This window comes from Novosphingobium terrae, from assembly GCF_017163935.1.
GTDB classification, from domain to species: domain Bacteria; phylum Pseudomonadota; class Alphaproteobacteria; order Sphingomonadales; family Sphingomonadaceae; genus Novosphingobium; species Novosphingobium terrae.
Genome location: NZ_JABVZR010000002.1, coordinates 2193309 through 2212665 on the forward strand (window position 1 = coordinate 2193309; position 19357 = coordinate 2212665).

Sequence of the window (19357 nt, forward strand, 5' to 3'; positions counted from 1 at the left end):
ATCCTCAGGCAATATCGTTGAGATCTGTGCTGCTGCCCCCGGTCGAACCGCGTTCGACGGCGACGTTGAAAAGGGCAAGCTGCAGCTCTGCCAGAACAGCGGCAGAGGTCGTGCGTTCGCGCCCCGTGACATAGCCCAGCGCAATCGCCTTGGCGTCATGCGACTCTGCGCCCGTCCCGCAGGCGGCATGGATGGCCCGCACGCCCGTCTCGGCCAGCAGCGCTGCCACAGTGTCGGATCGGACGCCTCCGCCCGCCAGAATTTCCACGCGGTCCCCCGCTTGCGCGACCAGATCGCGGATCTGCGCCGCCCCTGCCAAGGCCGATGTCTGGCCTCCGCTGGTCAGGATCGTCTGCACGCCAAGGGCAATCGCGGTTTCCAAGGCCTCGGCAAGATCGGGCGTCAGATCGAAGCATCTGTGCAAGGCGACCTCGAGGCCGAAGGCCTTGGCCTGACCGATCAGCGTGCCGAGCGCCGCGATATCGAGCGTGCCATCGGGGCGGTTGGCCCCCACGACAACACCGGCAAGACCCGCCTTGGCGACGGCCGCGATATCGCGTTCCATCTGGCGGATATCCCCGGCGGTCCAGACGAAATCGCCGGGCCTTGGCCGGATCATGGCCCGCACGGGCACGCCGCAACCGGACGCCAGATACATCAACCCGGCGCTGGGTGTCAGGCCGCCGAGGTCGAGCGCGCTGCAAAGCTCGATGCGGTCCACCGCCGCCGCCTGACCGATGGCCAGACCCGCCTGCGTATCGACCGCCAGTTCGACAAGCGGGCCATGCTCGCGGATGTGAGGCATCACGATGGACTGGATGGTTCTGGCGACGGCATGCTGATGGTTGAAGCCGATCTGCACCGCGCCCGGCACCTGCCTGAGGACATCGGGGTGGCCATTGGCCATCACAAAGGGCTGACCGGCGACGGTCAGCATGGCAATGTCGTTCAGATTGTCGCCAAAGGCGATGACCTGCTCTGGCGTGGCGCCCAGCAGCTCCATCACCCGGGTCAGCGCCACCCCCTTGGAGATGCCCGGAGGGATGATCTCAAGGCATGTCGGCAAGGAATAGGTCATGGACACGGCATCGCCGAATTCGGCCTGGATCTGCTGCGCAAGCTTCGCCAGAACGGCACTGTCACCGTTGAATTCCACCTTGCTGACATGATCGCAGTGCTGCGCCAGATCGGCCACCTCATAGCCGAAACCGGAGATCCGGTGGTATTGCATCAGGCGCTCTTCGGGATAGCGGGTCAGCCATGTGTCCGCCGTGAACACGCCCACGGACACGCCCTCCGGCACGCCCAGCGCGTGGATGCGGGCCACAACGGCAGGGTTGATGGTCGCTGTTGCAATGGGGTGGTCAAGGGGATGGTGAAGCGAGGCGCCATTGGCCGAAACGACATAGGCATCGATGCCGAGGCTGGCGACTATACCCTTGATATCGCAAGCATGGCGCCCCGATGCGAAGACCAGCGTATGGCCTGCCGCCTCCGCCGCCCGCAGGACCGATGCGGAATAGGGCGATACCGTATGGTCGCGATCGAGCAATGTGCCGTCGAGGTCGGTGACGATGATGAACTGGGATCGATCCATGACGTTCACGCTCCTTCGGTCATCGCAACACCGAGCGGGCCATGCGCGTATAGGTGTGGCGGATGCCGCGGATCGCGATGCTGTAGGCGGTGATGTTTTCCGGAATGGCCGATCCGACATAACCCGTATCGCCAATGTGATGCAGGTCGGCGCCGGCCATCTTGCTCATCAGCGCGATCTGGCGGATGGTTTCGATGTTGGCGCCTTCCTGCGAGGTGCCGATGGCGGTCATGGCCATGGCGCCGTGCTGGTGGGCGGCCTCGATCAGGGCGCTGGCGCGCTCGACCGTCATGCCGGGGACGGTGCCGGGGCCGGGGATCAGAATGATGTCTGCGCCATTATCGACGAAGTCGCCGACCTCCTCAGCCGACAGGATCGATTTGCCGCCCTCGGCCACGATGCCGGAGGAGTGCATCTTCCCGGTGATCAGGATGACATCGCTTTTGCAGTTGCTGCGGATGTCGCGCAGGCTGGCCTTGATGGCGTCATTGCTGACCCCGTTGCCCGGATTGCCGGTCACCACGACAAAGGTCGCGCCCAGGCTTGCGGCCTTGTCGACATTGGCCGCCGTTGCCAGTTGGCCCGGGTTGACCGCCCAGAATTCGTCGGTTTGCGTATCATGGGCCGGGTCGACAGCTTCCAGATTTACCCCGATCAGGCGGCCGGTATAGGTCTGGAGCATGCGCAGATGCTCCTGAGGCGGGATCCAGCCTGGAATGCCCATGATCGAAGGGCTGTCGACGTCAAAACGGTTCAGCAGCAGGATATCGGCGCCGTGGCTCGCCGCGAGTTCGGCATTGGTGATGTCGCCCAGCAGCGGCTGCACCGAAACGATGCTTTCGCTTACGACAATGCGCCCTTCGCTGGATTTGAGCGCACACAGGATCTCGGCGCGGTCCATGGCGAAAAAATCCGACGCCGCGCAATCGAGGAAACGTTTGATCGGCTTGTGCCGGGCCATGACTGTCATTGGTCGCCTTTGAACTATTAAGGCATCTGGCAGAGGCCGGATGCGGGAGAGGCCACTCGATGACGGGAAGTCAATCATCGAGTGGCCGGTATCAGGCCTGAAGCAAAAGATCAGGCCCTGTGGGAAGGAGATCAGAAGCTGTAGTGCAAGGTCGCGCCGTAAGTCCGTGGGTCTTGCAGCGAGTAGCCTGCGGCGGTTGGTGAATTGGGCTGCACATAGCTGTAGACAACCCGGTTTTCGAGATTGCGCACATAGGCCTGCAACCACCATTTGGCGCCGTTCGGGCTGTAGGTGAGGCTGAGGTCCGTTCTGGAATAGGCCGACTGTTGGGCAATGGCGAAGTCGGTGTAGTTCATGCTCTGGTGGCCGACGACGTGAACATTGACACGCGGCGTTATTTTGCCCTGCGCCACGTCGAAATCATGGGAGTAGACGAACGACAATGTATAGGGCGCGGCTGCCTGCAACGGATTGCCCGAGTAATCGGCAGGGCCGGTGTGATAGGCATCGCCGAGCGGCAGGTAGAAATTGACATATTTGGCATGCAGCCAGCCGATCGAGGCCTCGATGCGATCGCGCCGGGTCGGCTTGGCGATGATGGACAGATCCGCCCCCAGCGACGTGGCGCGGCCCGAGTTGAAGGTGATCGCCTGAGGCGCTGCATTGGGAATGTCCTGCACGCCGGTGACTTGCAACTGGGTGTAATTGTAGAAGAAAACGTCAGCGTTGACCTGAAGGCGATGGTCGAAGAACTGGTTCTTGCTGCCGATTTCATACTCGATGATTTTTTCGGGCGCGTAGGTCTGGTTCTGGTTCGGGGTGATGGCGTCATTATAGCCGCCATCCTTGAAGCCGGTGCTGATGTTGGCATAGATCATCGAGTCCCGCGCGACATCATATTCCAGACCGGCTTTCCAGTCGGTCTTTTTGGCGGTGATGTTGGCGTAATTGGGGATGCCCGCCACCGGGGTACCAGAGTAGGGCCCTGTGTAGATGATCGGATTGGCCGGGAAAATACCGTTGTTGACGGTATAGGCGCCCGCCGGGAAGAAGATCTCGCCGCCCTGGCCGGTGCGGAATTTGTTGTCGTCGGAATAGCGCAGGCCGCCGGTCAGGCGCAGCCTGTCGGTGACGGCATAGGTCAGCTGGCCGTAAGCGGCTTTCGAGCTTTCTTTCTCGATGAATTCATAGGAGTTGAGCCCGGCATTCGCTGGCGTCGAGAAGGTGAATACACTCGGGAAAGAGGCGTCGACCGGGTTGAGGTTTTCGTGGAAGTAGAACAGGCCGACCAGATATTTCAACCGGCCTACGTCTCCGGCATAGCGCAGCTCATACTGTTGAACATTGCCATTGATATACTGCTTGAAGGGCGTGGAGTTGAGGATCTGGTAAGCGGTGATGTATTTGAAGTCAGACTGGCGGTTCGAGGCCAGCGCGGTCAGCTTGCCGGGGCCGACGCTCCAGTCGGCCTGAAGTGAAACGCCGCTGTAATGGCTGTTGTTCGACGGCGTGAACGCAATATCGGATTTGAAATCCGTGGGGTGGCCGTTGGTGGTGTAGCCGGTGCCGAAGTTGCCCGGGACAGAATTGTCCTTTTCATAGTCACCGCGCAAGACCACGGTCAATCTGTCGGTCGGCGCCCATTTGACAGAGAGGCGGACGGCCTTGGTATCGGCATTGTTCAGGCCCACGCTGGGGTTTTCGCGCGAGGGGTTGTAATTGTCGTGGTTGTCGGTCTGGAAAGCGAGGCGCACGGCCAGCTTGTCGCCGAGGGGGATGTTGACCGCGCCCGTCGTCTGCAACGCATTGTAATTGCCGCCGGATACGGACAGGTCGCCGCCCGTTACGCCCAGTTGCGGTGCCTTGGTGATCGTGTTGATGGCGCCAGCGGTGGAATTGCGGCCGAACAGTGTTCCTTGCGGACCGGCCAGAACCTCGACGCGGTCTATGTCGAAAAAGCCCAACGCGCGCTCGGACCAGTAGGGTGCCAGATAGACGCCATCCATATAGGCGGCAACGGTGGGATCGCCTTCCTCGCGTGTGTCAGTGCTGCCGATACCGCGCAGAAAGATCATGCCGTTATGGTCGACGGTCAGGCTGGGGACGGCGCCAGTAAGATCGGTTACGCCGTTGATCCCGGCTTGTTGCAGCGCCTGGCCGCTGATCGGCGTCAAGGTGACGGGCGTCTTTTGGGCGGATTCGGAGCGGCGGGTCGCGGTCACGACGATGTCTCCAACGCCCTCTCTGCTTTTCTCGGCGGTGGCGGGATCCACGCGCTGGGACGTTTCGCCCGTTGTTTGTGCCAGAGAAACATTGGGGGCTGCCAGCATGATCGCTGCAGCAGTCGCACTGGTGGTAAGCAACCTTGTCTTCCTCATGATAACCCCCCGGGCCATGATCTGGCGCGTCTAATGTTCATGTTATCGCTTCAACCGGTTGGCTACCTTGAGAATGCCAGTTGAATGCCAGTAAAGGTACACGTCGGCACTTGCCTGTCAATGTGCCGAAATCGCTTTTTTGGCTTGGCGGGTTGGGGTGGCGAGGGTGGCAGCCTGAACGTCATGTGTGAAATTTAAAAGAAAATACATATAATACAATTACATAATTTCAAATCCCAAAAGTTCTGGTGAACATTTGGGCGTTGAGATCAGGTTGAAATTAGTGATTGAGTGGCTCTCGGAGTCATAAATTAACAACACTGGTTGAGTCCCGTTAGGGATCCAGTAAGATACCAGAAGGCTCGCATTTTCCTGCGAATTTCCGCTCTTTCCGCTCAGGCAGCGAAATGGTATACATCCGGCTCAACGCCGTTGGATGATTTGATGCTGGATGAACGTATCAGCGCGCTGCGCCTCGATGAATTTGATGCCACCCCGATGTATATGCAGCTCGCCCGCAAGCTCAGTGATGCAATCGAATCGGGTCGCTGGACGGCAGGAGAGGCGTTGCCATCGGAGCGGACCCTGGTGGATGCGCTGAGCATCTCTCGAGTTACGGCGCGCCGTGCCATCAAATTGCTGGCGGAGCAGGGGTTGGTGAGAAAGGACGCTGGCGTGGGGACGTTCATCGCACCGCGCTTTCAGCAGCCCTTGTCGAAGCTTCACACGTTCAGCGACATGGTGCGCCCGACCGGGATCGAACCGCAAAGTGAGCTGATTCTCTTTGAGAAGCGGCGCCCCACCGACGAAGAGACGGTGGCTCTGAATGTCTCATCTCAGGATATGGTTGCGTGCATCGCGCGACTGAGAAAGGCCGATACGACTCCGATTTCGCTGGACTATGCCACCTTGCCCGGGGGGCTGTTGCCAACACCCGACGCTGTGCGCGGCTCATTGTACGACTACCTTGATAAAATTGGCAAACCGGTTTTGCGCGCAACACAGCGGCACAAGGCTGCTATTGCCGACGAAAAATTGGCTGATTTGCTGGCGGTGCCGATCGGCTCGCCACTTGGTCTCGTTATCCGCCTGAGCTATACGACAAATGATGAGCCGGTCGAGTTGACGACAACATATTGCGTCAATGAGCATTATGAATTTGTGGTAGAATTGCAGCGCTGATTGCGGTTTTGATATTTATCAGTTTTGATTTTGAATTGTAGGAAGCACAGAAAAATAGTCGCGAGCATTTTCTGGCGATTTTGGCATATTCCCTATCCGTAATTTAAAATGCTGCGGTTGGTGAACCCGCGGTATAATCTGTTGTGAGATGATCCAGGGCCGGGGTAAAGGAGCAAGCGACCAGGCGCTGGCTCAGATAGGCTTTGGCCGGCAGTTCGTTGAGGATGGTGACCGCGGTGTCATTAACCGCCAGCGCGCAGACGGGACCCGGTTTCCACTTTTCGTTTAAGCTACGTGCCGATGCTCTTGCGTCGATAATAGGGGGCACGGGATAGACCCCACCAAAGAGCCTGACGACACAATTCTTTCCGACTATTCTTTGCCGATAGCACCATCGTTTTTTCAGCTTGGCAGAACCTCGATGGTCAATCCGGGGGTGTGCAGGCCTGCCAAGGAGCCTTTGGCCAGGGCATCAAGCACGGCAGGGGGCAGAGCATTTTTCTTCGCCATAGTCCGATTTCCTCGGCCTCAGGCGCACAAAAGTCATGACACAAATCCTGACGCAAGACATGTCCAACCGTGGATGGGCCAGCCTGAATTAGTCTGGCCTTATATCTATCGGACTTAGGATGATCTCGCGCGCCTGATACGGGGCAAGAGAATTCAATAGGCTTGGAAGCGTGCATCCCGAATAACAGTATCTATGTTTTCCAGATGCTTCGTCTTCTCGGCGTCACTCAGGAACGCTCCTTTGAAAGAGTTGCGAACCAGTTGTATCAAGGCTTCGCGGGTCAAAACGCCCGCTGCATCCAGAGCGTAAAAGTTCTGGTTGATATACCCGCCGAAATAGGCCGGATCGTCGGAATTGATGGTGGCGGTCAGCCCGGCGTCCAGCATAGCGGGGATGGGGTGCTTCGCCATGTCATCCACCACGCAAAGCTTGAGGTTGGAGAGCGGGCACACCGTCAGCGCCATGCCCTCATCAGCCAGACGGCTGACCAGAGCGGGATCTTCCATGGCGCGGTTGCCATGGTCCAGCCGGTCCACCTTCAGCAGGTCCAGCGCTTCGTGGACATAGGCGGGCGGGCCTTCCTCCCCGGCATGGGCGACGCGTTTCAGGCCCAGCTTCCCGGCGCGCTCGAAAACGCGGATGAATTTGGCGGGCGGGTGGCCCACTTCGGAGGAATCGAGGCCAACGCCCAGCAGGCGGTCGATCCATGGCTCGGCACGGGCGAGGGTTTCCAGCGCGGCCTCTTCGCTCAGATGGCGCAGGAAGCACAGGATCAGGCCGGAGGTGATGCCGTAGCGGCCATGCGCCTCATCCATGGCCGAGGTCAGGCCTTCCATCACCACATCGAAGGGGATGCCCCGGTCGGTGTGGGTCTGGGGGTCGAAGAAGATTTCGGCGTGGCGGATGTTGTCGGCAGCAGCGCGGGCGAAATAGGCGGCGGCCAGATCGTGGAAATCGCGCGCGGTGCGCAGCACGTCGGCCCCGGCGTAATAGATGTCGAGAAAGTCCTGCAGGCGGGTGAAGGAATAGGCGGCGCGCACCTCCTCCACGCTGGCATAGGGGATGGCGACATGGTTGCGCTGGGCCAGTTCGAACATCAGTTCAGGCTCCAGCGAGCCCTCGATATGCAGATGTAGCTCGGCCTTGGGGAGGGCGGCGATCAGGGCGGAGAGGGGCGTATCGGTCATCGGATCAGGCTTTCACGGCATCACGGTCATGGGCGAGTTGGCCTGCAATATAGGTGCGCGCGATAAAACGGTCATCCCCCAGAATTTGCATGGCAAACAGACGCTCGGCCAGAGGCAGCCCCGCGCAGCGGCGGGCGGCCAGCGGGGTGGCGGCGTGATCGAGCAGCAGGAAATCGGCCTCCTGTCCTTCCATCAGAGCGCCCACTTGCGTGCCCATGCCCAGCATGTTGGCGCCGCCTTGCGTGGCCAGATAGAGCGCGCGAAACGGGTCGAGCGGATTGCCCTGCAGCTGGCAGACCTTATAGGCCTCGCCCATGGTGGCCAGCATCGACAGGCTGGTGCCTGCGCCCACATCGGTGCCAAGGCCCAGCTTCACGTCATGTGCGTCCAACTTGGCCAGATCGAACAGGCCGGAACCGAGGAACAGGTTGGACGTGGGGCATAGCGCCACCCCCGCGCCGCTTTCATGCAACCGGCAGCATTCACGATCCGACAGATGGATACCATGGGCAAAGATGGACCGCGCGCCCACCAGCCCGAAGCGATCATAGACATCGAGATAGTCGCTGGCCTGAGGGAAATGGCCCAGCACAGCGGCGATCTCGTCGCGGTTTTCGGAGATATGGGTATGGAGCAGGGCTTCGGGATGGGCTTTGAGCAAATCGCCCGCCACCGCCAGTTGTGCATCTGAGGAGGTGAGGGCGAAGCGCGGCGTTACCGCATAGGTCAGGCGGTCTTTACAATGCCAGCGGGCGATCAGGGCCTCGCTTTCGGCGCGGGCGGTTTCGGGGGTATCGCGCAGGCCTTCCGGCCCCAGATCCATCAGCACCTTGCCTGAAGCGATGCGCATGTTGCGCTCCACCGCCGCCGCGAACAGCGCGTCGACCGAAGCTTCATGCACCGTGGCGAAGACCAGCGCGCTGGTCGTGCCATGGCGCAGCAATTCGTCGAGGAAGAAGGCGGATACATCGCGGGCATGGGCCGGATCGGCAAAGGCGCGCTCGGCGGGGAAGATATGCTGGTCCAGCCAGTCGAGCAGTTGCAGGCCGTGGGCGGCGATGCGTTCGGTCTGGGGGTAATGGATATGGGTGTCGATGAAGCCGGGGACCAGCAGCCGGGTGCGATGGTCTTCAATCTCCAGACCGGGGAAGCGGGGGGCCAGCGTGGCGTAATCGCCGCGCGCGATGACGATGCCGTTCTCCACCACCAGCAGGCCATCCGCCTCGTGGCGTAGCGCCTGAGCACCTGCCACACGCGGATCATGCGGCAGGCTGAGAAGTTCAGCCCGGAAACCCTTCAACACTTTGGATATCTCCAGTCTGGCTCAACTGCCGCGATAGGTCGAGAAGGCAAAGGGCGAGACCAGCAACGGCACATGGTAATGGCCCTCCTGACCCGCACCGAAATGGATCGGCACCACATCGAGGAAAGGCGGATCGGCCAGCGGTGTGCCTTGGGCGCGGAAATAATCACCCACATGGAAGGTCAGCACATAGGCGCCCGCTGACAGCACCGGGAAGGTGCGAAAGCGTCCATCGGCATCGGTGATGCCCTCGGCCAGCACGGCATCGCCTTGTGTCAGCACCACGCGGATGCCGGGGGCGGGGCGGCCGCTGACGGTATCGAGGACATGGGTGGACAGGCTGCTCATGCTGTTTCCTCGCTCTGCACCAATCGGGGCCACTGGCCGAGAAATTCCTCATCATCATAGGTGAGGAAGGCAGCCAGATTGCGGTCCTTGTCGTCGAGAAACAGCTGATCGGCAATGCCCGATGCCAGCTTGGGCAGCGCCTGCTCCAGCCCGGAGAGCGCGGAGGCCGACAGCCCCATGCTGAGCAAAGCGGCATAGTTGAAGGCGAACAGCCCATGGACCTGCGCGGCCTTCTCCGGCGCATTGGACAGGATTTCGAAGGATGGCCCGAGGTAGGGATGCGCCGCGATCAGATCGGCGATGGCGGGCGACACATCGCAGCCTTCGGGCACTGGAACGCGTTCGCCCCAGCGGGCGATGTCATCGGCCACAAGGCGCAGTTCGGGGCGCAGGGCATGGTCGCTGATCAGGCCGGTGGAGAGCACCACGAAATCAAACAGGTGCTCGCCATGGGGCGTGGTCACCTTGACCTGTGTGCCATCATTCACAGCTTCCGCCGAAAGCCACGGGCTACCCAGATGCAGATTGAAGCCGGGCAGGGCGGCGGCGCGCTCGAACGTGTCGTTGGTTGGCGGCTGATTATGGCTCAGGAAGCAGGCCATGGCGCGGTATTTGTCGGCATCGTCCAGAGCGCGATAACGCGCCGCCAGCCCGACGCGCTCCATAAAGCGGATGGGGTTGATGCGCGGCAGCACCTTGCGACGGATAAAGACCTCCGCCGCGCCCACGCCCGCATTCAGGGCAAATTGCGCATTGTCGAAGGCGCTGGCGCCGCCGCCCAGAATGCCGATGCGCTTGCCCTGCATCGCGGCGTAATCGACGGCCTCGCTGGTATGGGCGTAGAGGTGGCGGGGCAGATTGTCGCGGATCATCGCGGGCGTGTGCCACTCGCCGCCGCCCTGAATGCCGGTGGCCAGCACCACCTTGCGGGCCAGAACGGGCTCGCCGCCCGCGATATGGATGCGGAACAATCCATCGCACACGTCGTTCAGGGGCTCGACCAACTCCACCTTCGCGCCATTGCGAACCGGCAGATCCAGCACCCGGCGATACCAGCGCAGATAGTCCATCCAGTCGCCACGCGGAATTTTATCGAGCTTGTCCCAGCCCTCGGCGCCATGCTGCGCTTCCCACCAGGCACGATAGGTGAGGGAAGGGACGCCGAAATCCACCGGCGTCAGATGCTTGGGCGTGCGCAGCGTGACCATGCGGGCATAGGTGACCCACGGCCCTTCGCGGCCCGCCTCATTCTCGTCGAGGATCAGGATGTTGTTGATCCGCTCGCGACGCAACCCGAAGGCTGCAGCCAGCCCGCTCTGCCCGCCACCGACGATCACCACATCATAGACATGGTTCCCCTCATGCTGGCGCGGATGCGCCCAGTCCGGCCCGCCGAGCGCAATCTGCGCGAGATCATGCACCAGCCGCGCTTCCAGAGCGGGAAGGCCGTCCGCGATCATGCCATATCCTCCAGCCGCAGCTTCACGATCTTGCCGATTTCGGCCAGAGCGGTGGCCACTTCGGTTTGGGTATCGTTGGCAGCGCGCGCTTCCATGGCGGCGAGGATGCCCGCCTTGTCCGTCAGCCGCACGCAGATGATAAAGGGCATATCATGGGCGGTGCGATAGGCGGCGTTCAGGTCATGAAACCGCGCGAATTCTTCAGGCGTCAGCCGGTCCAGCCCGGCGCTGGCCTGTTCGGCGGTGCTGGCCTGCGTGAGCGTTTTGTCGATCGCCGCCTTGCCCGCCAGCTCGGGGTGAGCGCGGATCAGCGCCAGCTTTTCCTCAGCCGAAGCCGCCTCCAAAGCCTGCATCAAACCGCCATGCAGATCGGCAAAGGGGCGCAAAGCCGCCGCCCGCTCCGCCACCCATGGCGAATGCTCGAACAGGGCGCCATAGCGCGCCACGAAGGCATCCGTAGGCAGGGCGTTGATCGCATTGAGGCTCATCAGTGCGTGTTCCCCTCCAGGCTGACATGCGCGGAGACCACTTTCCAGCCATCGGGAAACTTCACCCAGCTTTGCGTCTGGCGCCCGCGCCGGTCCGAATTTTCGCGGAAGAATTCGGCGTCAGCGGTGGCGAAATTGTCGCCATAGACGGTGATTGCCACGCGGCCCAGCTTGCGCTGCGGAGAACCACCGCGACCCTTGCGGAATTCGCGGATCTCCTCGATGCCGTAAAGCACCTCGCCCACGCCATAGCGGTTGGTGGTGGGTGCCTCGTGGAAGAGCTTGTCCATCGCCGGGATATCGTCTTCCATCAGCGCGCGCTCATACTCGTTGAAGGCGGCGGTGACCTCGGCCAGCAGGGCGGGATTGTCGATCATCATGCGGGGTGCTGCTCCATCCAGTGGCGGGCGATATCGATGCGACGCGCAACCCAGACATCCGAATGCGCCGCGATATGATCCAGAAAACGCGCCAGAGCCCGCGTCCGCGCAGGTTTGCCGGCGACGCGGCCATGCAGGCCGATGCTCATCATGCGGCCACCCTCGGCATAGAGCTGGTCGAAGGTGTCGCGCAGATAGTGGAAGAACTGTTCGCCCTCAGTGAAGCCGTTCAGGGCCACGAATTTCATATCGTTGGCGTCCAGCGTGTAGGGCACGATCAGCTGCTTGCCCCCATATCGATGATCCCAGTAGGGCACATCATCGGCGTAGCTGTCGGCATCGTAGAGAAAGCCGCCTTCCTCCGCCACCAGACGCGCCGTGTTGGGGCTGGTCCGCCCCTGATACCAGCCGAGCGGGCGGCTGCCGGTCACCTTTTCATGCAGGGCGATGGCCTGAGCGATATGCTCTCGCTCCACCTCTTCAGGCACATATTGGTAGTCGATCCAGCGCAGGCCGTGGCTGGCGATCTCCCAATCGGCGTCCAGCATGGCGGCCACCGCTTCGGGGTTGGTTTCCAGAGCCTTGGCCACACCAAACACCGTCACTGGCAGGCCGCGCTCTACAAACAGCCGGTGTAAGCGCCAAAAACCCGCCCGGCTGCCATATTCATAGAGGCTTTCCATCGCCATAGCGCGATCGGGATGCCGCGCCGCGCCGACCATCTCGGAGAGAAATCCCTCGGACAGCTCATCGCCATTGAGGACGCAATTTTCCGCGCCCTCCTCGTAATTGATGACGAATTGCACGGCGATCTTCGCGCCTTGCGGCCAGTTGGCCTGCGGCGGCGTGGCGCCATAACCGACCAGATCGCGGGTCACCACGCAGCCTCCCACGCAGCCATGGCGGCAGGCACAGCCGCACCCAGCGGCAGCTTGAACCCTTGCGCCGTCAAACATGCCTCCAAAGCGGACAGCGTGATCAGCACCTTATGCTTCATCGCATTGTAGCCCATCGCCCCCAGCCGCCAGATGCGACCCTGCAGAGGCCCGAAAGCAGTGCCGATCTCGATCTGGAAAGCATCACGCATCATGGTGCGGACGGCCTCGCCATCGACGCCCTCGGGAATCCACACGCCGGTCACATTGGTCATGCGGTGCGCATCGTCGCCGAAAACCTTCAGCCCCATCGCCCGGGCGCCCGCCGTCATGGCACGACCGGCAGCGGCATGGCGGGCAAAGCGTGCTGGCAAACCTTCCGCCAGCACCACACGGGCGCATTCGCGCGCGCCATAGAGCATGGTGGTCGCCTCGGTATGGTGGTTGAGGCGTTTCGGCCCCCAGTAATCCATCACCATCGCCAGATCGAAATAGTTCGAGCCAATCATCGCGCCGATACCATCCTCGATATCGTCGCGAGCAATGCCTTTCTCGACATGGCGGCGATGCAGGATATGCTCGGCGGCAGCATGCGAAATCGTGATCGGTGAACTGCCCGAAGGACCGCCAAGGCATTTCTGCAAGCCGCCTGTCACCACATCGGCGCCCCAGCGGTCACTGGCGATCGCCATGCCGCCGATGGTGGCGGTAGCATCGACATAGACCAGCGCGCCGACCTCCTTGGCAATCGCCCCAATCCCATCCAGCGGTTGCGCCATGGTGGTGGAGGTATCGCCATGCACCGCGCAGATCAGTTTCGGTTGCACGCGGTGCGCGGCCTCGGCAATGGCCTCCATCGGCACGACTTCACCCCATGGCGCATCGACGGTTTCATACCGCGCGCCGATACGCTGCAAAATCTCCTGCAACAGCAACCCGAAGCGCCCGAAATTGACCACCAAGGCCATCTCGCCCGGCGCGATCAGGCTGACCAGCGCGGCCTCGATCCCCGCACGCGCCGTGCCGTCCACCAGCATGGTCCAATGGTTTTCTGTGCCGAACACCGGGCGATAGAGCGCCATCACCTGGTTCATATAATCGGTCATTTCGGGGTCGAACTGGCCAAGCATATCGGCGCTCATCGCGCGCAGCACGCGGGGGTGAGCATTGACCGGACCGGGGCCCATCAGCAGGCGCTGCGGCGGGTCGATCTGCCCGAAAAGATCCTGCGGCAGATCAGACATACCTGGCTCCCAAATCTTCAATAAAGCGCATCATGGCGGTGAAGGCCGCTTCCACATCCGCCACCTCGACATGCTCGGCAGGATTATGGCTGACCCCGCCGCGGCAGCGGATAAACAGCATGGCGGTGGGGCAGATCGCCTCCATCACCATCGCATCATGCCCCGCGCCGGACACAAGGCGGAACGGCTGCTGCCCGGTGGCGGCGATCCCGCCATCCATCAGATCCATCAGATCGGGCGCGCAGGGGCTGGCGGGCAGATTGTGGATTTTCTCGATCCCGACGCCCAGTCCGCGCGCCTTGGCCAGTTCGCGGATACGGGCGAGGATGGTGTCCGCCGCGCGGTCGCGACGGGCCTCATCGCCCGAACGCACATCCAGCGTGAAGACCGCTTCGCCGGGGATCACATTGGCGGCACCTGGCAGCACCGCCATACGGCCCACGGTGGCGACAAGATCGCTGGCATCGGCGCGGGCAATTTCCTCCACGGCCAGCACCATTTCGGAGGCGGCGGTCAGCGCATCCTGACGCAGCCCCATGGCGCAGGTGCCTGCATGGCCCGCCTTGCCCAGCACGGTGATCTGATAGCGCAATTGCGCGGCAATGCCGGTGACGGTGCCTAACGCCAGCCCTTGCGCCTCAAGCACGGGGCCTTGCTCGATATGGGCTTCCAAATAGGCAAGCGGTGCGCGGGCCAGCTTGGCCTCACGCCAGCGCGCGATATCCAGCCCGAAATCGGCCATGGCCTCGGCCAAAGTCACGCCGCGCGCATCGGCCATATCCAGCGCGGCTTCATCCAGCGTGCCCGCCATGGCGCGGCTGGTCAGCATGGCGGCGGGGAAGCGGCTGCCTTCCTCATCGCCGAAAGCCACGACCTCGATAGCGAAGGGCAGGCGGCGCCCGGCCTCATGCAGCGCGGCGACGCACTCCACCCCCAGCATCACGCCGAGCGGACCGTCATAGAAACCGGCGTCGCGCACGCTGTCGATATGGCTGGCGATCATCAGGGGCGCGAGGTCGGGCCGGGTGCCCTCGTAGCGCCCGATCAGATTGCCCATGGCGTCCATGCGGACGGCCATGCCCGCTTCCGTCATCCAGCCTTCCAGCGTGCCGAGTGCCGCCTTGTGCGCCGGGGTCAGCCATGCGCGATAGAGGGCATTCTCCATATCCGAATAGGGCGCGCGGCCGAGCAGATCACAACGCTCGACGGCGCGGGCGCCATGGGACAAGGTTGAGGGCAAGGCTGTGGGTAAACTGTTCATAGACCAGCCGCTCTCCCGTCGCAGCGCGGATCGCTGGCGCCTTCAAACCAGCCGTCGCCTATCACGATGGCCCCGGCGTGGCCCATCATCGCATTGTTGGCGTTGACCCTTTCCACGGCATGACCTGCTGTGCTGAGGCTCTCATAGAGCGCTTCATCAAAGCCTTCCTCGATCTTGAGTGTGGTGCTTTCCTCACCCCATGTGCGTCCCAGCAGCCAGCGGGGTTTGGCGATGGCTTGAGCCAGATCGGTGCGCTGCCAGCCATAGCGGCTGAACACGGCGGCCTGTGTCTGCGGCTGACCTTCGCCGCCCATCGTACCATAGGCCATCACCCGGCCATCCGCGAAATGAGCCAGCGCGGGATTGAGTGTATGGAAGGGTTTTCGCCCCGGTTTCAGCGCATTCCAGCCGCTTTCTGCCAAGCGGAATGAAGCGCCCCGGTTCTGCCATGTGATGCCGGTTTTGGGCAGCACCAGCCCCGAACCAAACTCGAAATAGGTCGACTGGATCAGCGAGACGACCATACCGTCCTTATCCGCCGCGCCGAACCACACCGTATCCCCCTGTTGCGAGGGCTGGGGCCATGGCAGGGCGTGGGCGGGATCGATCCTGCCCGCCATGGCATCCAGAGCGGCACCATCGGCGAGCAGGACGCGCGGATCGGCCTCCATAAACTTCGGATCGCCGCAATGCTGATCGCGCCACAGGAAGGCTTGCTTGGTGGCCTCGACCAGTCCGTGGAGATGGGCAAAGCTGCTGTCCGCCTCCAGATCCAGCCGGTCGGCCAGAGCGAGGATCAGCAGGCTGGCGATACCCTGCGTGGGGGGCTGATGGTTGAACAGCGTCGCGCCCTTGACCGGGACGCTCAAAGGCTCGGTCTGCTCGGCGCGATGCGCGGCCAGATCATGCGCGGAGACTGGGCTGCCCAGAGCGGCCAGATCGCTGGCAAGATCCAGCGCCAGTTCGCCGCGATAGAAGCTGTCCAGGCCTTCCTGCGCCAGTCGTTCCAGCGTGCGGGCCAGTGCGGGTTGGCGCAACCGGTCTCCTTCGGCCAGAGGCTTGCCCTCGGGCTCGAAAATCTGCGCATAGGCGCCGGGCAGGTCGCGCAGTTCCGCGCTCTTGGCGGCGGCCAATGCAGCGCCCCCGGCGGTAACGCTCACCCCGTCATGCGCATAGGCGATGGCATCGGCCAGCAGGCGCGAGAGCGGCAAGGTGCCCGGCGCGATCTCCCGCGCCTTGGCCCAGCCGCTGATCGCCCCCGCGACAGTGTTGGCCGCCAGAGGCCCACGCCATGGCACACTCTGCAAGCCCGCATACAGCGCAAGATCGGCCTTCGCCGCGGCCCTCCCGCAGGCATCGATCGCCACCACCGGCTGCCCCGGCCGGTGGATCAGCCAGAAGCCATCCCCGCCGATCGAGTTCATATGCGGATAGACCACCGCGATGGTCGCAGCGACGGCGATGGCCGCCTCCACCGCATTGCCGCCCTCGGCCAGCACGGCGCGGCCGGCTTCGGCAGCGGCGAAATGGGGGGCGACGACCATGCCCTGGGTGGTGCGCGATGACAGCATTCAAACTCCCTCAGGCAGCGGCGATATAGGCAAAGCGCAGGATGAAGAGCACGGCCAGCACCAGCAGCAGCCAGTCGCCCTTGGTGACTTCGCGCTTCATGATCTTGATCGCAGCATGGGCGGTGATGCCGAAGGCGAGGCCATTGGCGATGGAAAAGGTCAGCGGGATCATCACCAAAGTCAGGAAGGCGGGGACGGCCTGTTCGGCACGCTCCCAACTCACTTCTTGAAGCGGCGCCATCATCAGTGCACCCACCAGCACCAGTGCGGGCGCGGTGGCAGCCAGCGGTACGGCGGCGGCATAGGGGGCGAAAGGCAGCGCGATCAGGAACATCAGCCCGCAGACAATAGCGGTGAGGCCAGTGCGCCCGCCCGCTTCCACGCCGCTGGTGCTCTCCACATAGGAGGTCACGGTGGAGGTGCCGATCATCGATCCCGCCATGGTGGCGATGGCATCGGCATAGAGCATCTTGTTGAGATCGCGGATCGAACCGTCGGGCTCGATCAGGCCCGCGCGCTTGGTGACGGCGCAGAGCGTGCCGATGTTGTCGAACAGATCGACGAAGAGGAAGACAAAGACCACCTCCAGCAGGCCCAGCCCGTAAGCCTTGCCGCCCAGATGCAGCGCGCCATTAAGGTCCAGCGCCATGATCGTCTGGCCAATGCCCGCCGTATCCACCTTGGCCGGGGCAAAGGGCACCAGATGCGTGGCCCAGCCGATCAGCGTGGTGGCCACGATGCCGATCAGGATCGCGGCGCGCACGCCGAAGATGGAAAGCCCGGCCATGATCGCCAGACCGATCAGCGCCAGCAGCGGCCCGCCCTTGTGCAGATCGCCCAGCGCCACCACCGTGGCGGGGCTGGCGACCACCAGATCAGCGTTTTTCAACCCGATAAAGGCGATAAACAGGCCAATGCCGCCCGCCACCGCCGCCAGCAGATGCGGCGGAATGGCCGCCACGATCATCTGGCGAATGCCCGCCGCCGTCAGCAGCAGAAAGGCCACGCCCGAGATAAACACGCAGCCCAGCGCCACCTGCCATGGCACATGCATCGCCTGCACCACGGTAAAGCTGAAATAGGCGTTGAGCCCCATGCCCGGCGCCAACCCCAGCGGCGCATTGGCCAGCACGCCCATCAGCATGCAGGCGAGGGCTGCGGAGAGGCAGGTTGCCGCCGCCACCGCCGCCACCGGCATGCCCGCCAACCCCAGAATGCCGGGGTTGACCACGATGATATAGGCCATGGTGAAAAAGCTGGTGAGCCCCGCCACGACTTCCGTGCGCACGCTCGATCCGCGCTGGGCCAAAGCGAAATGGCGCTGGGCCAGCGCCGCCAGGGGCGAAAGGGCAGGGGCTTGGGCGGCTTGCGTCATGGAAGGTCCTTGGTCGTCGTAGGGGCGGATGGGCCGATCTATCGCCGGGGGCATCGGCTGTCTTGCCCCTTTTCCCCGAAAGGACCGGTGACGGGGTGTCTGAAACACGGCGATCGGGTCATTCTGTCATCCTGCCGGGCGCTGGAGCGCGTGATGATCGGGTGGGATCAAGCCCTTCCGTCTGATACAGATCTCTGTCTATCGGCGGGGGCTGTTCAAATCCATTAGAATTGATTTGCAATTTTGCGATAATTTTTAGAACACTCTGCACAGTCGCTGTTGTGGAGCCTGTGAAGCCCATGTTTTCGCGTTTTGCCGTCTATTTCGATGAGGTCGTGCGCTCCGGCTCGATCCGCAAGGCGTCGGAGCGCCTGCATATCTCGCCCTCGGCCATCGACCGCCATATGCTGCTGATGGAGGAAAAGCTGGGCGTGCGCCTGTTCGAGCGTATGCCTCAGGGCCTGCGCCTGACGGCGGCGGGCGAGGTGCTGATCACCTATGTGCGCCGCTGGCGCCGCGAGCTGGGCCATGCCATGGCGCAGATCGACGACCTCACCGGCCTGCGCCGGGGCGAGGTGACCATGGCCATTGCCGAAGGCGCGATCGATTTCGTCGCGACGGCGCTGACCCGCTTCCGCGAGGATTATCCGGGCATCGACCTCAATGTGGTGGTGGCGGGCGCTCAGGCTGTGGGCGACAGCGTGACCGAGGGGCAGGTGGAGCTGGCGCTCACCTTCAACCCGCCCGAGGGCCACGGTTTCCGCGTCGAGCGCACCATGGTCTATCAGCTTGGCGCGGTGGTGGCGCAGGGCCATCCGCTGGCACAGCGCAGCGAGGTGGGCTTTGCCGAATGCGCCGAACACGGGCTGGTGTTGCCCGATGAGTCGCTCTCCTACCGGGGGGTGATCGACAATCTGTGGTCGCGCACGGTAGGCGGGCGCACCCGCGCGGCGATCAATGCCAATTCGATCGGGCTCTTGAAGGCTCTGGTGCAGGGCGGGCGCGGGGTGGGGCTGCTCACCAAGCTGGATGTCACCGCCGAACTGGCCGAGGGCAAGCTGATCTTCGTGCCGCTGGCCGAAAGCAACATTCCGCTTTCGGTGCTCTCGCTGATCAGCGCTTCGGGGCGGACGCTTTCGGTGCCGGCGTCGCTGCTGCTCAACCATCTGGCGCAGGTGATGCGTGAGAGCGGTGTGGGCGGGGTGGGTTGAAGCGGGGTCTGTCTTG

The 19357-nt window shown here is 62.8% G+C and carries 16 protein-coding genes; 2 read left to right on the forward strand and 14 right to left on the reverse strand.

Annotated features, from left to right (window positions below; translation table 11 throughout):
• Nucleotides 1-4: 4 nt before the first annotated feature.
• From HGK27_RS27525 to HGK27_RS27535, 3 genes are all read right to left on the reverse strand, one after another.
• On the reverse strand, nt 5-1597 hold the full coding sequence (locus tag HGK27_RS27525) for a copper homeostasis protein CutC (RefSeq protein ID WP_206243995.1): 1593 nt from the start codon (nt 1595-1597) through the stop codon (nt 5-7).
• A gap of 19 nt (nt 1598-1616) precedes the next feature.
• The gene (locus HGK27_RS27530; protein ID WP_206245589.1) at nt 1617-2540 is read right to left on the reverse strand and encodes a DUF7916 family protein; all 924 of its coding nucleotides are present in this window, start codon (nt 2538-2540) and stop codon (nt 1617-1619) included.
• Between the two features lie 158 nt (nt 2541-2698).
• The gene (locus HGK27_RS27535; RefSeq protein ID WP_206243996.1) at nt 2699-4789 is read right to left on the reverse strand and encodes a TonB-dependent receptor; all 2091 of its coding nucleotides are present in this window, start codon (nt 4787-4789) and stop codon (nt 2699-2701) included.
• A 600-nt stretch (nt 4790-5389) separates the two neighbouring features.
• Between HGK27_RS27535 and HGK27_RS27540 the strand changes: the two genes are divergently transcribed.
• On the forward strand, nt 5390-6127 hold the full coding sequence (locus HGK27_RS27540; protein WP_206243997.1) for a GntR family transcriptional regulator: 738 nt from the start codon (nt 5390-5392) through the stop codon (nt 6125-6127).
• Nucleotides 6128-6790: 663 nt separating this feature from the next.
• Here HGK27_RS27540 and HGK27_RS27545 read toward each other — a convergent pair.
• From HGK27_RS27545 to HGK27_RS27595, 11 genes are read right to left on the reverse strand one after another with little or no spacing between them, the layout of a single operon-like run.
• Nucleotides 6791-7825, reverse strand: coding sequence for an adenosine deaminase (locus tag HGK27_RS27545; protein ID WP_206243998.1), 1035 nt, complete (start codon nt 7823-7825; stop codon nt 6791-6793).
• Between the two features lie 4 nt (nt 7826-7829).
• Nucleotides 7830-9125, reverse strand: coding sequence for a guanine deaminase (guaD, locus tag HGK27_RS27550; protein ID WP_206245590.1), 1296 nt, complete (start codon nt 9123-9125; stop codon nt 7830-7832).
• A 24-nt stretch (nt 9126-9149) separates the two neighbouring features.
• Nucleotides 9150-9476 carry a hydroxyisourate hydrolase gene (uraH, locus tag HGK27_RS27555; protein WP_206243999.1) on the reverse strand — a complete coding sequence of 109 codons (327 nt, stop codon included), beginning with the start codon at nt 9474-9476 and terminating at the stop codon, nt 9150-9152.
• Entirely contained in the window at nt 9473-10936 is a 1464-nt protein-coding gene (locus tag HGK27_RS27560) for an FAD/NAD(P)-binding protein (RefSeq protein ID WP_206244000.1), read from the reverse strand. The genes uraH and HGK27_RS27560 overlap by 4 nt, the downstream gene beginning before the upstream one ends.
• Nucleotides 10933-11424 (reverse strand): 2-oxo-4-hydroxy-4-carboxy-5-ureidoimidazoline decarboxylase, encoded by a 492-nt coding sequence (gene uraD / locus HGK27_RS27565; protein WP_206244001.1) that lies wholly within the window; start codon nt 11422-11424, stop codon nt 10933-10935. The genes HGK27_RS27560 and uraD overlap by 4 nt, the downstream gene beginning before the upstream one ends.
• Nucleotides 11424-11804: an oxalurate catabolism protein HpxZ gene (hpxZ, locus tag HGK27_RS27570; protein ID WP_068090134.1), complete on the reverse strand. Its 381-nt coding sequence runs from the start codon at nt 11802-11804 to the stop codon at nt 11424-11426. The genes uraD and hpxZ overlap by 1 nt, the downstream gene beginning before the upstream one ends.
• Nucleotides 11801-12682, reverse strand: a complete 882-nt coding sequence (gene puuE, locus HGK27_RS27575; protein ID WP_241127549.1) for an allantoinase PuuE — start codon at nt 12680-12682, stop codon at nt 11801-11803. Before puuE ends, hpxZ begins: the two co-directional genes overlap by 4 nt.
• Complete coding sequence (locus HGK27_RS27580; protein WP_206244003.1) at nt 12679-13923, reverse strand: pyridoxal-phosphate-dependent aminotransferase family protein; 1245 nt, start codon at nt 13921-13923, stop codon at nt 12679-12681. The genes puuE and HGK27_RS27580 overlap by 4 nt, the downstream gene beginning before the upstream one ends.
• Nucleotides 13916-15184 (reverse strand): allantoate amidohydrolase, encoded by a 1269-nt coding sequence (locus tag HGK27_RS27585; protein WP_206244004.1) that lies wholly within the window; start codon nt 15182-15184, stop codon nt 13916-13918. The genes HGK27_RS27580 and HGK27_RS27585 overlap by 8 nt, the downstream gene beginning before the upstream one ends.
• Nucleotides 15181-16755, reverse strand: coding sequence for a gamma-glutamyltransferase family protein (locus HGK27_RS27590; protein ID WP_206244005.1), 1575 nt, complete (start codon nt 16753-16755; stop codon nt 15181-15183). Before HGK27_RS27590 ends, HGK27_RS27585 begins: the two co-directional genes overlap by 4 nt.
• Before the next feature lie 10 nt (nt 16756-16765).
• Complete coding sequence (locus tag HGK27_RS27595) at nt 16766-18130, reverse strand: NCS2 family permease (RefSeq protein WP_206244006.1); 1365 nt, start codon at nt 18128-18130, stop codon at nt 16766-16768.
• A gap of 299 nt (nt 18131-18429) precedes the next feature.
• Here HGK27_RS27595 and HGK27_RS27600 point away from each other — a divergent pair, with 299 nt between their 5' ends.
• A complete protein-coding gene (locus tag HGK27_RS27600; RefSeq protein ID WP_206244007.1) occupies nt 18430-19341 on the forward strand; it encodes a LysR family transcriptional regulator in 912 nt (303 codons plus the stop codon).
• Nucleotides 19342-19357: the final 16 nt, after the last annotated feature.

Excerpts from the sequence above, each read along its gene's own strand:
- HGK27_RS27525 (WP_206243995.1), bottom strand. The coding sequence starts at position 1,597 with ATGGATCGATCCCAGTTCATCATCGTCACCGACCTCGACGGCACATTG.
- HGK27_RS27540 (WP_206243997.1), top strand. The coding sequence starts at position 5,390 with ATGCTGGATGAACGTATCAGCGCGCTGCGCCTCGATGAATTTGATGCC.
- HGK27_RS27545 (WP_206243998.1), bottom strand. The coding sequence starts at position 7,825 with ATGACCGATACGCCCCTCTCCGCCCTGATCGCCGCCCTCCCCAAGGCC.
- uraH (WP_206243999.1), bottom strand. The coding sequence starts at position 9,476 with ATGAGCAGCCTGTCCACCCATGTCCTCGATACCGTCAGCGGCCGCCCC.
- HGK27_RS27560 (WP_206244000.1), bottom strand. The coding sequence starts at position 10,936 with ATGATCGCGGACGGCCTTCCCGCTCTGGAAGCGCGGCTGGTGCATGAT.
- uraD (WP_206244001.1), bottom strand. The coding sequence starts at position 11,424 with ATGAGCCTCAATGCGATCAACGCCCTGCCTACGGATGCCTTCGTGGCG.
- hpxZ (WP_068090134.1), bottom strand. The coding sequence starts at position 11,804 with ATGATGATCGACAATCCCGCCCTGCTGGCCGAGGTCACCGCCGCCTTC.
- HGK27_RS27580 (WP_206244003.1), bottom strand. The coding sequence starts at position 13,923 with ATGTCTGATCTGCCGCAGGATCTTTTCGGGCAGATCGACCCGCCGCAG.
- HGK27_RS27585 (WP_206244004.1), bottom strand. The coding sequence starts at position 15,184 with ATGAACAGTTTACCCACAGCCTTGCCCTCAACCTTGTCCCATGGCGCC.
- HGK27_RS27590 (WP_206244005.1), bottom strand. The coding sequence starts at position 16,755 with ATGCTGTCATCGCGCACCACCCAGGGCATGGTCGTCGCCCCCCATTTC.
- HGK27_RS27595 (WP_206244006.1), bottom strand. The coding sequence starts at position 18,130 with ATGACGCAAGCCGCCCAAGCCCCTGCCCTTTCGCCCCTGGCGGCGCTG.
- HGK27_RS27600 (WP_206244007.1), top strand. The coding sequence starts at position 18,430 with ATGTTTTCGCGTTTTGCCGTCTATTTCGATGAGGTCGTGCGCTCCGGC.